This window comes from Haloferax sp. Atlit-4N, assembly GCF_003383025.1.
In the GTDB taxonomy this organism is placed as follows: Archaea; Halobacteriota; Halobacteria; order Halobacteriales; family Haloferacaceae; genus Haloferax; species Haloferax gibbonsii.
Genome location: NZ_PSYY01000001.1, coordinates 972,077 through 986,020, shown reverse-complemented (window position 1 = coordinate 986,020; position 13,944 = coordinate 972,077). Strand labels below are relative to the sequence as shown.

The 13,944-nt window shown below is 68.1% G+C and carries 19 protein-coding genes; 12 read left to right on the top strand and 7 right to left on the bottom strand.

Going from position 1 to position 13,944, the window contains the following annotated elements; all coding sequences use genetic code 11:
* Positions 1-45: 45 nt before the first annotated feature.
* From C5C07_RS22090 to C5C07_RS05115, 8 genes are all read left to right on the top strand, one after another.
* The gene (locus C5C07_RS22090) at positions 46-171 is read left to right on the top strand and encodes a hypothetical protein (RefSeq protein WP_004043988.1); all 126 of its coding nucleotides are present in this window, start codon (positions 46-48) and stop codon (positions 169-171) included.
* Positions 168-1,205 (top strand): metallophosphoesterase, encoded by a 1,038-nt coding sequence (locus C5C07_RS05145; protein WP_050458822.1) that lies wholly within the window; start codon positions 168-170, stop codon positions 1,203-1,205. The genes C5C07_RS22090 and C5C07_RS05145 overlap by 4 nt, the downstream gene beginning before the upstream one ends.
* Positions 1,196-1,972 (top strand): hypothetical protein, encoded by a 777-nt coding sequence (locus C5C07_RS05140; RefSeq protein ID WP_115804675.1) that lies wholly within the window; start codon positions 1,196-1,198, stop codon positions 1,970-1,972. Before C5C07_RS05145 ends, C5C07_RS05140 begins: the two co-directional genes overlap by 10 nt.
* 81 nt (positions 1,973-2,053) lie before the next feature.
* Positions 2,054-2,518 (top strand): PH domain-containing protein, encoded by a 465-nt coding sequence (locus C5C07_RS05135; RefSeq protein WP_004972329.1) that lies wholly within the window; start codon positions 2,054-2,056, stop codon positions 2,516-2,518.
* Complete coding sequence (locus tag C5C07_RS05130; protein ID WP_115804674.1) at positions 2,515-4,413, top strand: PH domain-containing protein; 1,899 nt, start codon at positions 2,515-2,517, stop codon at positions 4,411-4,413. The genes C5C07_RS05135 and C5C07_RS05130 overlap by 4 nt, the downstream gene beginning before the upstream one ends.
* 23 nt (positions 4,414-4,436) lie before the next feature.
* Entirely contained in the window at positions 4,437-5,132 is a 696-nt protein-coding gene (locus C5C07_RS05125; protein ID WP_004972335.1) for a carbonic anhydrase, read from the top strand.
* Positions 5,133-5,284: 152 nt separating this feature from the next.
* A complete protein-coding gene (locus C5C07_RS05120) occupies positions 5,285-5,656 on the top strand; it encodes a helix-turn-helix domain-containing protein (protein ID WP_004064181.1) in 372 nt (123 codons plus the stop codon).
* Positions 5,653-6,006, top strand: a complete 354-nt coding sequence (locus tag C5C07_RS05115) for a hypothetical protein (RefSeq protein WP_004064183.1) — start codon at positions 5,653-5,655, stop codon at positions 6,004-6,006. Before C5C07_RS05120 ends, C5C07_RS05115 begins: the two co-directional genes overlap by 4 nt.
* A 637-nt stretch (positions 6,007-6,643) precedes the next feature.
* Here the strand turns inward: C5C07_RS05115 and C5C07_RS05110 are convergent.
* On the bottom strand, positions 6,644-7,303 hold the full coding sequence (locus C5C07_RS05110) for a bifunctional 4-hydroxy-2-oxoglutarate aldolase/2-dehydro-3-deoxy-phosphogluconate aldolase (RefSeq protein ID WP_004972338.1): 660 nt from the start codon (positions 7,301-7,303) through the stop codon (positions 6,644-6,646).
* 204 nt (positions 7,304-7,507) lie between these two features.
* On the opposite strand from C5C07_RS05110, the gene C5C07_RS05105 reads away from it, so the two are divergent.
* The gene (locus C5C07_RS05105; RefSeq protein ID WP_050458818.1) at positions 7,508-8,572 is read left to right on the top strand and encodes a S1C family serine protease; all 1,065 of its coding nucleotides are present in this window, start codon (positions 7,508-7,510) and stop codon (positions 8,570-8,572) included.
* Positions 8,573-8,626: 54 nt separating this feature from the next.
* Positions 8,627-9,028 (top strand): hypothetical protein, encoded by a 402-nt coding sequence (locus C5C07_RS05100; protein ID WP_115804673.1) that lies wholly within the window; start codon positions 8,627-8,629, stop codon positions 9,026-9,028.
* A gap of 12 nt (positions 9,029-9,040) precedes the next feature.
* On the opposite strand, the gene C5C07_RS05095 is transcribed toward C5C07_RS05100, so the two are convergent.
* The 6 genes from C5C07_RS05095 to C5C07_RS05070 form a co-directional block, all read right to left on the bottom strand.
* Entirely contained in the window at positions 9,041-9,472 is a 432-nt protein-coding gene (locus C5C07_RS05095) for a universal stress protein (protein WP_115804672.1), read from the bottom strand.
* Between the two features lie 134 nt (positions 9,473-9,606).
* The gene (locus tag C5C07_RS05090; RefSeq protein WP_004972345.1) at positions 9,607-9,828 is read right to left on the bottom strand and encodes a hypothetical protein; all 222 of its coding nucleotides are present in this window, start codon (positions 9,826-9,828) and stop codon (positions 9,607-9,609) included.
* A gap of 204 nt (positions 9,829-10,032) precedes the next feature.
* Positions 10,033-10,227, bottom strand: a complete 195-nt coding sequence (locus C5C07_RS05085) for a hypothetical protein (RefSeq protein ID WP_004971074.1) — start codon at positions 10,225-10,227, stop codon at positions 10,033-10,035.
* On the bottom strand, positions 10,224-11,996 hold the full coding sequence (locus tag C5C07_RS05080; RefSeq protein WP_004972349.1) for a b(o/a)3-type cytochrome-c oxidase subunit 1: 1,773 nt from the start codon (positions 11,994-11,996) through the stop codon (positions 10,224-10,226). The genes C5C07_RS05085 and C5C07_RS05080 overlap by 4 nt, the downstream gene beginning before the upstream one ends.
* Positions 11,996-12,535: a cytochrome c oxidase subunit II gene (locus C5C07_RS05075; protein ID WP_004972350.1), complete on the bottom strand. Its 540-nt coding sequence runs from the start codon at positions 12,533-12,535 to the stop codon at positions 11,996-11,998. The genes C5C07_RS05080 and C5C07_RS05075 overlap by 1 nt, the downstream gene beginning before the upstream one ends.
* On the bottom strand, positions 12,536-12,763 hold the full coding sequence (locus C5C07_RS05070; protein ID WP_004972352.1) for a hypothetical protein: 228 nt from the start codon (positions 12,761-12,763) through the stop codon (positions 12,536-12,538).
* A 165-nt stretch (positions 12,764-12,928) separates the two neighbouring features.
* On the opposite strand from C5C07_RS05070, the gene C5C07_RS05065 reads away from it, so the two are divergent.
* Complete coding sequence (locus C5C07_RS05065) at positions 12,929-13,147, top strand: hypothetical protein (RefSeq protein WP_004972354.1); 219 nt, start codon at positions 12,929-12,931, stop codon at positions 13,145-13,147.
* 1 nt (position 13,148) lies between these two features.
* Complete coding sequence (locus C5C07_RS05060; protein WP_004972355.1) at positions 13,149-13,943, top strand: sulfite exporter TauE/SafE family protein; 795 nt, start codon at positions 13,149-13,151, stop codon at positions 13,941-13,943.
* Position 13,944: the final 1 nt, after the last annotated feature.

The following is a 13,944-nucleotide window of genomic DNA, read 5'->3' as shown; positions in this document are numbered from 1 at the left end:
TCTGTGCGACATGTTTATCATCTCGGTCCGGGTGAGTCCACGTGTATGCACGGGGACGAGACGCGCGCCACCGAGTCGCCGCTTCGAATCGAGTTGTGTCCCGACACCGGGCGGATACGCGTCCACCGGGAGACCGCGCTGGGGACGTTCACGCGGACCATCGACCGATGAGTCCGGACGCCCCGCCGACCATCGGGGAGACGCCGGTCGGGAAGTCGGCCGAGCGAGGCCCCGGCCCGGTGCTCGCGCGCCTCGCACGACCGGTCTCTGAGACGCCGACCCGGCTCGCGGTCGTCGCCGACCCGCACGTCACGCCGACGGGGTCCGGCACGTGGAAAGTCTACCACCGGAGCGAGACGCGGCTTCGGACCGCCGTCTCGACCATCGCCGACCTCGACGTCGACGCGACGGTCCTCCTCGGCGACCTGACCCGCGACGGCCGCCCCGAGGAGTACGAGGTCGTCGACGAAATCCTCCGCGACCTCCCGGGGCCGCGGGTCGCGGTCCCCGGCAACCACGACGTGCCGAAGCGCTGGGACGACTACGACGCCCCGACGCCGGCCGAGTTCGCGTCTCGCTACGCCGACGGCTCTCTCCCGTTCGTCCGCCGGGTCGGCGGCGTCGACATCGTCGGCCTCGACTCCGCCAGCGGCGGTCCGGGTCTCGCCCTCACCGACACCCACGAGGGGGCCGTACCCGACTCTCAACTCCGCTGGCTCGACACCGTCCTCGCTGACGCGGCGACTCCGGTCGTCGTCCTCCACCACAACGTCTTCCACCCCCGCCGCCACACCGGTCAGTTCCCCGACGCCGACTTCTACCAGCTCCGCAACGCCGACGACCTCGCCGCGGTGCTCGCGCGCCACGACGTGCCGCTGGTGCTCTCCGGGCACATCCACTGGCCCGCGACGGCGGTGCGAGGCGGCGTCCGCGAACTCATCGCCCCGGCGACCTGCTCGTTCCCGCAGTCGTTCGTCGTGGTCGACATCGACCGCCGCGGGACGACCGTCCGACTCGTCCCGCTTGCGGGACCGAAGGGCATGGCCGAGGCGTACACCCTCGCCGCCAGCGGGGCCGCCCACGGACAGGGTATCGCCGCGCACGCCGACCGCGGCCACCTGTCGGCGCTCCCCCTCGTCGACGAGCGAGCGCCGCCCGGGAGGGCCGTCGGCTCGGACGTTCCGGGGGCGGTCCGATGGCGGTGAGCCTCGACCGCCTCGACGACGCCCGCAGCGCCCTCCGCGCCGAGCGCCGCCGCTGCGTGGACGAACGCGAGGCGTTCCGGGCGTTCCGCCGGGAGGTCGCCGCGTCGCGGGCGACGGCGTCGACTCCGAATCAGGCCCCCGCGACCGCGACGCTCGTGGGCCAGCGGGGCGGGCGAGGAAGGACCGACGCGGCGCTCTCCGGCCTGCGCCGGAGCTACGAGCGGACCGTGATGTCCGTCCCGCACTACGACGAGGAGTACGGCGACTCCTTCGAAGAGAGCCTCGCCGCCGAGTTCGGCCCGGACGTGGCGACCGCGTTCCGGTCGGCGAGCGTCCTCTCGCCGCCGCTCCGGCGGACCGTCGCCGCGGCGGCCGCGTCGTCGCGAGACGAGCGCGAGAAGTTCATCGAAGTCGTCGACGAGGAGACCGAGTCGGTGGCGTCGATGCGCGGCGATATCGAAGCCCTCCTCGGACGGCTCGACGACCTCGACCGGACGCCGCTGTCCGAACGCGGCTTCGACGCGCTGCTGACGCTCTACGGCGACCTTTCCGCGCTCCGCGAGCGGCTCTCGGAGCTCGTCGCGGCGCGACAGGAGACGATTTCCCACCACCGGCGGGCGCTCTCCGGGCTGGTGCCGGACGTGACGGAGTTCCTCTACGCCGACCTGCCGGTCCGGTACCCGGTGCTCGCGACGCTCGCGGAGGTCGGCGCGACGCTCGACACCGCGACCCGCCGGGTCGAGCGTCGCCTCGCCGCCACACCGTAGGCCGATTCCCGCGGCCACAGTTATTTACCCGTTCGAAGAGACGCCGGAGTATACGATGTTCACGCGCTCGGAGGGATTCCCGTGAATCGCCTCCACCCCCGTATCCGTCTCCTCTGGGTCGCCCGAGCGGTCGTGTTCGCGCTCGTCGTCGGCGGCGTGGCGACCGCGGCGACGCTGTTCGCGCCCGTCTCGATACCCTCGTACGTCCCCGTCGCGGTCGGCGGCGTCTTCCTCGTCGTCGGCGTCGCCGTCGCCTTACTCCGGTATCGGGCGTGGGGCTACGAGGTCCGCGACGACTCGCTGTATCTCCAGCGCGGCGTCCTCACCAAGGTCAATACCGTCGTCCCGTTCGTCCGGGTCCAGCACGTCGACTCGACGCGCGGCCCGCTCGAACGACTCGTCGGCCTCGCGTCGACTGTCGTCTACACCGCCGGCTCCCGCGGCGCTGACGTGTCGATTCCCGGACTGACGCCGGAGGGCGCGGAGGACCTCCAAGACCGACTGAAGCGCCTCGCAATCGCGTCCGAGGGCGACGACGCGGTATGACCCGGCTGTCGCCGCTCTCGGTCCCCTACCGGGCGGTCCAGCGCAGCGCCAGCATCGTCTTCGCGCTCGCCTTCTTCGCCTTCACCGGCGGAACCGCCTTCGGCGGGTTCCTCGGCGGCCTCGGCTCCGTCGCGCTCGTCGGTGTCGTCGTGGTCGCCATCGCGGGCTACGAACTCGCCTACTTCCGGCGGTTCGAATACGAACTCACACCGGACACGCTGGACATCCGCTCGGGCGTGTTCTCCCGGCGCAACCGCGAGATACCCTACCGTCGCATCCAGAACGTCGACATCTCCCGCAACGTCGCCCAGCGGCTGGTCGGCATCGCCGCCGTGAACCTCGAAACCGCCGGCGGCGGCGAGACCGAGGGAAGTCTCCGCTTCGTCAGCTACGAGGAGGCCCGCCGCATCCAGTCGGAGGTCGCCCGCCTGAAGCGCGGCGGTACCGAGGGCGACGCGACCGAACCCGAACAGGAACTGCTGTTCGAACTGACGCCCCGAGAGCTGGCCATCGTCGGCGCGCTGTCGTTCGACCTCCGACTGCCCGGCCTCGTCTTCGTGTTCGGGTCGACCGCCTTCCCCATCGTCGCCTCGTACGTGGACGTGCCGGTCCCCGCCGGGAGCGTCGCGGCCGCGGGCGTCGGCGTCGTCGCGCTGGGACTCCTCGTCGCGCTCGTCTCGTGGGCCGCCGGCTTCGCCTCCGCGGTGGTGAACTACTACGGCTTCCGGCTGACCCGCGTCGGCGACGAACTCCAGTACGAACGCGGCCTCCTCCAGCGCTACAACGGGTCGATTCCGCTCGACAAGCTCCAGACGCTCACCGTCGAGGACAACCCCCTGAAGCGCCGGTTCGGCTACGCGACGCTCCTCGTGGAGACGGCGGGCTACGCCCCAAGCTCCGACGGGTCGAACGGGTCGGGCGGCGGCGGTCGCGGCTCCGAGGCGGCCATCCCGCTTGCGACCCGCGAGCGCGTGCTCGGCCTCGTCGCCGACCTCGAAGGCGTCGAGGAGCCGACGTTCGAAGGACCGCCGACGCGCATCCGCCGGCGTTACGCCGTCCGGTACTCGCTCGTCCTCGGCGCGGCGACCCTCGCGCTCTACGGGGCGAACCGGTTCCTCCCGCAGGAGGTTCCGTGGTTCGTGCCGCTGGCGCTCGTCCCGGTTGCGGTCGTCGCCGGCGCGCTGCAGTGGCGGCACCGCGGCTACGCGCTCGCCGAGAACCACTTCGTCACCCGAAACGGCTTCTGGAAGCGCGAGATGCGCTTCGTCCCCTACTACCGGGTCCAGACGGTCATCGAGCGGCGGACGGTTTTCCAGCGCCGCTGGCGCGTCTCGACGGTCACGGCGGACACGGCCGGGAGCATCTCCCTCGTCGGCGGCGACGCGACGGCCGTGGACATCGAAGTCGACGACGCGGCGGAGCTCCGGGAGACGCTGAACGACCGCCTCCGCGAAGCGCTGGCGGCGCGCCGGGAGGCGCGACAACAGTCCCGACAGGCCGCGCTCGGCATCCGCGCCGCGGAGCCGGGCCGCGACCCCGACGAATCGGACTCGGGCTCGACCCCTGACGTCGAGACCGACGTGAGCGAGACGCCCGAGTTCGTCGAGGAGGCCGAACCCGCGGTCGGCGGGGACGACGAAGACGCTGAGGAGGCCGGTGACGGCGACGAAGCCGAGGCGGACGACCCCTTCATCTGGGGCGAGTCGGTCGAGTCCGAACCCGAACCCGGGCCCGGACCCGAACCCGAGTCCGAAAGCGAGAGGGACGACGGAGCAGAGAACGACGACGACACCGACTCCGACTCGGACGACGGTGACGAAGGCGACGACGCCGACCAGACCGGCGACGCCGAGGACGAACCCGAGGAATCGAGCGACGAGCGGGGAGCTATATAGACGCGCGGACGCAACCTACACCAATGACGCGAACGGTGCTGGAGTCACTCTTGGCCGGGAACGCACGGCACGTCGAGAGCCTCGCCGCCGACCACTTCGACGGCGTGCGCGAGGCGCAGTCGCCGGCGGTCGTCTCGGTGAGCTGTTCGGACTCTCGCGTCCCCGCCGACGCGGCCTGGAGCGCCGACAGGGCCGGCGAGCTGTTCACGTCGGTCAACGTCGGCAACCAAGTGTGGACCGAGGTCGACGGGAGACTCGTCGTCAACGACGCCGTCGGCTACGCGGTCTCGGCGCTCAGGACGACCGACGTGGTCGTCCTCGGCCACACGGGCTGCGGCGCGGTGACGGCCGCCTACGAGACCGTCGCCGGCGGGAGCGTCGGGGACCTGCCCCCGGGGGTCGAAGCCGCCGTCTCGCGGCTCGTCCCGCTCGCCGAGGAAGCCCGCGAACTCGGCGTGTTCGACGCGGACACGCCGGGCGGCGAGGCGGTCAACCGACTCGTCGAGTACGCGGTCGTCCGGCAGGTGGAGTACCTCACCGAGAGCGACGAGGTGCCCGAATCGACCGACTGCTGGGGCTTCGTCTACGACTTCCAGCGCGTCTACGGCGACGCCGACGGCGCGGCCTACCTCGTCGCGGCCAACGGCGAGTCGGACCCCGACGCGCTCGCCGACGTGGTTCCCGATGGGTTCGAAGAACGCGTGCGGTCGATTCGGTAAGAAGCGATTGGCGGGTGGTTCGAGTCGGAGAGACTGACTCTGTTGACAACCGTGAGTTCCGGGATGGGTAGGGGGAAGGCTCATACCGAGTGTATTTTCACAGATTTCACTAGCTACACTCTTATCGCTGGGAACAGTACGTTCACTCGACGATGTCGATAGACAGGGAGACCTTCGAGAACACGAGCGAAGAGGAACTCACGGACCTGTCTGTCCCGGACCAAGTCCTCGGATTCCTCGTCGCCCACGACGACCGGGCGTTCCAGGCCCGCGAAATTGCGACACAGACAGACCTCGACGAGGGGGCGGTAAGCACCGCGCTGACCCGGTTGAAACAACGTGGACTCGTCGAGCACAAGGCGACCTACTGGGCAGTCACGACTGACGAGGACCGGCTGCACTCGTACAGTGGATACGAACGAGCGACGGCGCTGTTCAACGAACAGTTGGGGACCGAGAACAAAGACGAGTGGCAGGAACACGCACCCGAAGAAGCCCATCCGAGTCAGAGGGACGAGGTGTGACGGACGAAGAGAACACCCCGACGTACGAACCCGGGGATGTCGTCTTCGGTGACGACCCGTTCAAGGGTAACGAAGACGCGCGGCCGTGGCTCATCATCTCGAATCACGAGGGACAACCGTTTCACGGCGACCAGTACATCGCGTTGACGTTAACGACAAAGACGTGGCACGAGGATTTCCTCGAAATACCCGAGGCGAGTTGGTCACGTGGAGGCACCCCTGACGATAGTCGCATCGTCCCTTGGGGCGTCCAGTCACTCGGAAGCGGGGATATCGACTACTGGCAAGGAACGCTACGGGATGCAGTCGTCGAGGACGCAGTTCAGTCGTTGATCGGCTACCTCGAATAGCCACTCGTCTGATAACAGCGACGAGATGTGCTGAATCGCGGGCGCGGGTCGGTCATTGGCCAGTCGTCATCTGGACGGGGACCGAGAGTGAGAGATATGAGGATTATTATAAATCCCACAAGCTATCGCGCTATAAATGACATATTAACAACACATGGAGTTCATTGACATCGCTATCGCCGGAGCGATTCTTGCACTAATATCGCTCCCACTCGGTCTCATGCTAATTATTGTCGGATTGTCATTGCATTTCTTTCAAAAGTACCACTCTCGCCGTCTCGATGAAGCGGGTGAACGCTAGAAAACCACGAGGATTACTATGCACACCGACCTAACGGCTGTTTCTGGTCGCGTTAAACGAACATCGAAGTCTTGCTGAACTCTCCCGCTATAGTAGCGTTTGCAACTGGTTACACATCCAATCGCACGACAGCGTGCGATTGAGTGTACATTGACTTGCAAACGCTACTATAGTCTTGCACCTCACTTGTGACAGAAACTGGGGACGAAAACCAGTCGGAGAATACATCAGCAGCCGCTGTTCAGTACGACTCCAAACCTCAGCACCAATTGAGAACGTCAAAAAGCCGGCCAGTTCAGCCTGCCTCTCGATTCGGGCGACCCAGCCCCGCCTATCTCAGTCGTCTCGCGCGTCGTCGATGACGTTCGAGAACTCGCGGGCCGTCTCGGTGATGACCTCGAAGTCGCCGTTTTCGATTGCTTCGCCGTCCATGAGCGCGCCGCCCGCGCCGACGACGACCGCGCCGGCGTCGACGTAGTCCGCGGCGTTGTCGAGGCCGACGCCGCCGGTCGGCATCATCGGAATCTGGGGGAGCGGCCCCTTCATGCTCTTGAGGTGGCCGGGGCCGAGCGAGGAGGCGGGGAAGACCTTCACGAGGTCCGCGCCCGCGGAGTACGCGTCGACCGCCTCGGTCGGCGTCATGATGCCCGGCGCGACGAGCGTCCCGTAGCGGTTACAGGTCTCGACGACGCCCTCGTCGAAGTTCGGCCCGACGACGAACTCCGCGCCGGCCTGGATGGCCGCGTTGGCGGTCGGCGCGTCGAGGACGGTCCCGGCTCCGACGATTGCCTCACGGTCCGAGAAGGACGCCGACACCTCGCGGATGAGGTCCATCGCGTCGGGGTTGTCGGCCGTGATTTCGTAGGCGGTGACGCCGCCCTCGTGGAGCGCGTCGGCCACGTCGATGATGGTGTCCGCGTCCGCGCCGCGCATCACCGCGACGACGCCGCTGTCGGCGAGTCGTTGCATGTCCTCGTGTACGTCGAGTGCGACCATTGCTGTCTCGACGTTTACTACAGATAGTATTAAATTGGGGGCCTCGCGGCATCGTTTCGCTCGCGACCCGCGGCCGCCGCCACCGACCGCGTCGACGCCCGTGACAGTCGTGTCGGCTGTCACCACACGACACGCTCAAATCCGCTGGGCGCTAACCCGAGGTAAGCGACGCCCCGGCGGTATGTGCCGCCCCGTCGCACCACCATGCCAACGTATCCCGATTTCGAAGCGCTGTACCGCGACGTCATCCCCTCGGTCGTCTCCGTCTACGTCGGCGGCCGCCGCCGGCCCGGCGGGGCGGGGAGCGCCTTCGTCTACGACGACCGGCATCTCGTCACCAACGAGCACGTCTCTCGGCTCGCCGACGCCGCAGACGCCGGCCGGGTCGAACTCCGCTTTGCCGACGGGTCGTGGCGCGTCGGCGAGGTCGTGGGCGCGGACGCCTACACCGACCTCGCCGTCGTCGCCGTCGACGACCTGCCCGAAGACGCCGCGGCACTCCCGCTGGCGACCGAGAACCCCGCGCCGGGACGGTCGGTGGCCGCGCTCGGCAACCCGCTGGGGCTCGACGGCTCCATCTCCGCGGGTATCGTCTCCGGGGCGAACCGGTCGCTTCCCACCTCGAACGGGTTCGCCATCCCGGACGTGGTCCAGACGGACGCACCCATCAACCCCGGGAACTCGGGCGGGCCGCTCGTCGGATTCGCCGCCCCCGAGGGCGACTCGCCCGCCGACGGCGGCGACACCGCCGACCCCGGCTACGAGGTCGTCGGCGTCAACCGCGCTAAACAGGGCGACAACATCGGCTTCGCCGTCTCGCCCGTCATCGCCAACCGCATCCTTCCGGCCCTCGTCGCCGACGGCCGCTACCGCCACTCGTACCTCAGGGCGCGCACCCTCGACGTGACGCCGACCGTCGCCGAGGCGAACGGCCTCGACGCGCCTCACGGCGTCCTCGTCGTCGACGCCGCCGGTGCCGACAGTGACGAGGGGTTCCTCCGCGGCTGTCACGAATCGGCCGACTACCGCGGCGCTTCGATTCCCGTCGGCGGCGACGTGCTCGTCGCCATCGAGGGCAACCCGGTCCGCACCCACGAGGAACTGATGCGCTACCTCATCACCGAGACGCGACCCGGCGAACCGGTCGCCGTCGGCATCGTCCGCGGGGGCGACCCGCTGACGCTCGTCGTCGAACTCGACGAGCGCCCCGCCGTCGACCGCGACGACCGGACCGACAGGGACGGCGGCAGTCGCATCCCCGTGGAGTGACGCCCCGCGACCGAGTGCGGATAATCTTTTGACAGTTCTGCGCGAACTACGGACGTGACTCCGACATCGACGACCCTGACCGACGGCGGTTCGAACGTCGTCCCGCCGGACAAATCGCTGTTCGCCGAAATCGCGCCGCTACGGCTCGCCGTCGGCGTCGTTTTCTGCGCGTTCGCGGTCGGCGCGGTCGCGCTCGGCTGGCTCCCGCCGACGAGCGTCGACGTTATCGGCATCGCGCTCCTCTGTGTCGTCTTCCTCGCCGGGGGGTTCGTCCCGTTCAACGAGACGCTCGCGTTCTACGTCGCGCAGGCCGCCGCGTTCCTCGTCTGGGGCGCGCTCCGGCTTGCGGTCGACGGCTTCGACGTGATTCCGCTCCTCTTGGGCGCGGCCGGGGCCGTCGGCCTCGCGGTCTACGGCCGGCGGGCGCTCCGCGACGGGTTCAGAGCGTTGGTCTGAGCCGGGGTCGACTCACTCCCTGACGGTCAACACCGGCACGTCGGCGAGCCTGACGACCCGCTCCGTCGTACTCCCGAGAACCGCGTGTTCGAGACCGGTCCGTCCGTGCGTCGCCATCACCACGAGGTCCGCGTCGGCCTCGGCCGTCGCGTCGAGTATCTCCCGGTACGGCACGCCGATTCTGACCATCGTCTCGCAGGGGACGCCCGCGTCCGCGGCGAGCGACGCGACCTCTTCGACGGCCATCTCGGCGTCGTCGCGGAGGCTCGCCCGCACTCGCTCGACCGGCACGTCGGAAGCGGTCCACAGTCCGAGGTCGGCGGTGTCGATGACCGCGAGGGCGTGAATCGACGCCCCGTAGACGCCCGCGAGGTCGATAGCGCGACGGGCCGCCGCGCGGGAGCGGGCGCTGCCGTCGGTGGGGACGAGGACGGTGTGGTACATGTCATTCTATTGGTGTTCGAGCGGTATCGCTTTTCGCCTCGACGACGCGGCCGTCGGGTCGGCGCGGTCGCTCGGCGGGTCGGGTGACGGAGAACGGAGGCCAGCGGAGCCGGTCGTGCGGTCGGTGCGAACGCTCAGATACGGGTTCGGGGCCGGGGAGCGACCTGCCGGACGCCCGCGGCGGCCGCGACGAGCAGGCCGCCGAAGAGGACGGAGACGAGGAGTTCCGGCGCGACGGTCAGGCCTTCGATACCGCCGAACGTTGCGAACAGCGCGTAGCCGGCGACCGCCGTGAGGACGATGCCGATGACGACCGCGAGGCCGATTCCGGCCTTCATCAAGTCGAGGTTGCTCATGATCGCTTGTACCTACGCGAAACGACCGAATATAAACGGAGACTGCTTCCCAGCGACCGGGAAACGAAGCGGTCGTCTCCCACGCTATCGCGGGGGTTTTATGTCGATACGGCGGCGTCGCGTGGAGGAGTTCGCGGCGGCGATACAGAAAATCAGGCGTCGAAACGAGCGCTCGGTCTGTCGAAGCGTTGTTCGAGTCGTCGGCTACGCCGCCGACTCCGACCCCTCGCCGTAGAGCCCGTACAGCACGAACAGCAGGGCTAAAAAGAGGAACTCGATGACCGCCACGGCGATGAGCGGGAGCTCGACGTTGAAGAAGCCCGCCACCGTGCGCAGTTCGATGGCGACGGGGACGCTGAACGCGATGAGGATGAGCGCCCGCGCCTTCGTGAGCTTCACGCGACGACCCCCCAGAGGGTGTTGAACGCGCTCGTGACCGTCGTCATCACGAGGTCGAAGCCGGCCGAGACGGTCGCCGGAACGGGCAGGCCGCCGCCGAACAGTCCGCCGCCGTTCTGGATGATGCCGGCCAGCGGGAGCGTGTACGCGAGCACGACGAGCACCGCCGCGATACCGGTCCACATCGCGAGGTTGTCGAGGATACGCGGGCTCCCCTCGGGCCCCGAAAGCGGCTCGGGGAGGTACGAATCGACCGGCCGGTCGGACTCCTCGCCGAGCGAGGTCAGGAGGATGTTGAACAGGAACAGCACCACCGACAGGAACAGGAGCGTCCCGCCGAGGGCGATCTGCACCCGAAGCTCGAAGATGCTCCCGATGGGCGTCAGGAACTCGAAGTTCTGGTACTGCGGTTCGGCGGTGCGCCGCGGGATGCCGGCGAGGCCGGCGCGGTGCATCGCGTTCGACATGAACACCATGCCGACGAACCACATGATGACCTGCAGGAGGCCGATGGGACGGCTGTAGAGCTTCGTGCCCGTGACCTGCGGGACGAGCCAGTACGAGCCGGCCATCATCGTCAGCGCGACGGCCGTGCCGACGGTGAGGTGGAAGTGCCCCGGCACCCACAGCGTGTTGTGGATGAGGTAGTTGATGTTCATCCCGGCGTTTATCATGCCCGAGAAGCCGCCGGCGGCGAACATCGCACCCGCGAGGGCCATCCCGGTGAAGGCGGGGTCGCGCCACGGGAGCGCGCCGAGCCAGCGGAGGTAGCCCTCACCGCCGCGCTGGCGCGCGCCGTGTTCGACGCTGGCGACGACCGTAAAGGCCGTGAGCAGCGACGGGAGGAGTAGGAACATCGTGTTCGTCATGGCGATGAACTTGAAGCCCTCCGCGATGCCCGGGTCGAGGTACTGGTGGTGAATCCCGACCGGGGTCGAAAGCAGGAGGAACAGGAGGAACACCACGCGTGCGAGCGGGTCGCTGAACAGGCGACCGCCCGCGAGTTTGGGGAGCACGGTGTACCAAAGCAGGTACGCCGGCATCAGCCAGAAGTAGACGATGGGGTGGCCGAAGTACCAAAAGAGCGTCCGCGTCAGAAGCGGGTTGACGCTCTCGATGAGGCCGAGCGACCACGGGATGAGGAAGAACACCACCGAGACGGCGACGCCGAGGGTGGAGATGTACCACATAATCATGGTCGTGAGGACCATGAACGTCTGCAGCGGGATGCGCTCGTCCGGGTGGTCCTTTCGCCACGCGCGGTAGGAGAGGAACCAGTCCGCGCCGGAGAGCCACGTCCCGACGATGAACATCGCGAGCCCGATGTAGAATATCGGGTGGGCTTGGAGCGGCGCGTAGAACGTGAACAGCACGTCCGCGCTCATGCCGAGGTTCGGGACGAAGCCGCCGAGGATGGCGATGGTGGCCAGAACCGCGCCCGTCGTCATCAGGCCGACCCACGCCCACGAGAACAGCGCGCTCTCGGCGGGTCGGTCGAGGCTTCTGGCGACCGCCCAGTGGAACACCCCACAGAGGAAGAAGATGGTGAAGACGATGGCGAGCAGCACGCCGTGGCCCGTCAGCATGGTGTAGTAGTCCGCCGAGTCGATGACGCGGAGGACGTTCGTGCGGTGGAGCGCCTGGACGAGGCCGAAGAAGGCACCGATGCCGAGCGAGACGAACGCGATGAGGAAACTCGCCTTGATGATCGCCGCCTCGTCGGGGAACTTATCGACGAACTCGCCGCCGCCGCCGGATGCGGTCGCCATCAGTTCTCAGCCTCCCCTTGTGCCTGTTGCTGGTCGTACCAACTGTCGAATTCTTCCTGTTCCATAACCACAATCTTCCCTTCCATCACGTGGTGGCCGGAGCCACAGTACTCGTTGCACAGCATCCCGTACTCGCCCGGCTCGCCGAACTCGACGGTGAACTCCGCGACCTGCCCGGGGATGGCCATCGTGTTCGCGTTCGTGCCGACGACCTCGAAGCCGTGGATAACGTCGGCGGCGGTCACGTGAAACGTGACCGTGCTGCCGGCGGGAACGCGGAGCGGTTCGGTCGTGCCGGGTTCGAAGACGAACTGGCGAGCGACGACGTACACGTCGTAGCTGTTCTCGCCGTTGCGTTCGATGCCGGGGTCGCCGAACTTCGGATGCTGGTCGAGCGTCGCCGGGTCGACCGTTCCGCCCTTGTCGTCTATCATATCGATACCCGCGCCCGCGGCCCCGTAGGTAATCGTCCCGATGAACCCGACGATGAGGACGAGCGCCAGCGCCAACCAGAGTTTCTCGTAGGCGTGAATCTCCATCTATCCCACCACCGTGAGACCCCGTCCGAGGAACTCGACGAAGTACATGAACACCCACATGCCGATGAGAATCGCCATGTAGATGAGGACGATCACGAGCGTCCCGACCGGGTCGAAATCGTCGTGCCCGAGTTCGCGAACGATGCCGTCGTCGGCCGTCCCGACGATGGAGTCGACCGGGGGGTCTGCCTGCCCGGAATCACCTTGGGAATCCGCGTTTGCTGGCACGCCTCCGTCGGTGGAAGTGCGCGCGGCAGAGGACGCGGCTCCCTCTGCTGTCGAATCAACGGCCATACCCGGTCATGAGGAAGAACGGGACTTTAACGCAACACCCCATTCCAACGCGGTGGGAATGGGCGAAATCAGAAACACCGTGGTCGCGAATGGACCGGTATGGAACTCACGCCACGACGCGCCGGAACCGTCGCACTGCTCGCGCTCCTGCCAGCGGTCATCTTCGGCGTGACGAAAAACCCCCTCGCGGGCGTCGTCACGGCCGTCAACGTGCTCCTCATCTCCGCGGTCATCTACTTCCTGATGAGCCCGACCGAGGGCGGCCACGGTCACGACGGCGACGGCGACGCCGAGACCGACGGCGAACACGCCGCCTGAGATGGACGGCGGCATCTCGCTCGGACTGCCGGCCGCGACGCCCGAGGCCGTCGCGTTCCTCCTCGTGGGCCTCTTCGGCGGGGCGCACTGCCTCGGGATGTGCGGCCCGCTCGTCAGCGTCTACGCCGACCGCCTCGCCGACCGCGAGGGCGTCGACCGCCGGTCGCTCACCGTCCGACAGGTCCGGCAACACGCCCTGTTCAACGTCGGCCGGGCGCTGAGTTACGCGGCCATCGGGGCCGTCTTCGCCCTCGTCGGCGGCCTGTTTTTCGACGCGTTCGACTCGGTCGCCGCCGTCGGGAGCGGCGTCCGCGCGACGACCGGCCTGCTCGTCGGGGGCGCGATCATCCTCACCGGCGTCGGCTACCTCGTCGGGCAGTCGGCCGCCATCGACCGGTTCACCCCGACCGCGGTGACGCGCCTGTTCGGCCGCGTCAGCGGGTGGGCGACCGCCCGGGTCGATAGGCTCGTCGGCGGCCCGCGAATCCTCGGCCTCGGGGCGATTCACGGCCTGCTCCCGTGTCCCATCATCTATCCGGCGTACCTCTACGCCTTCTCGACGGGCGAACCGCTCCGGGCCGCCGCCCTGCTCGGCCTGCTCGGCCTCGGGACGATTCCGACGCTGTTCCTCTACGGGACGCTCCTCGGGCGCGTCTCGGCGCGGCGGCGGGCGACGCTCCACCGGGCGCTCGGGGCGGCGTTCCTCGTCCTCGGCTACATCCCGCTGTCCCACGGGCTGATGCTTCTGGGCGTGTCGGTCCCGCACCTTCACGTGCCCTTCTACCAACCGTTGTGAC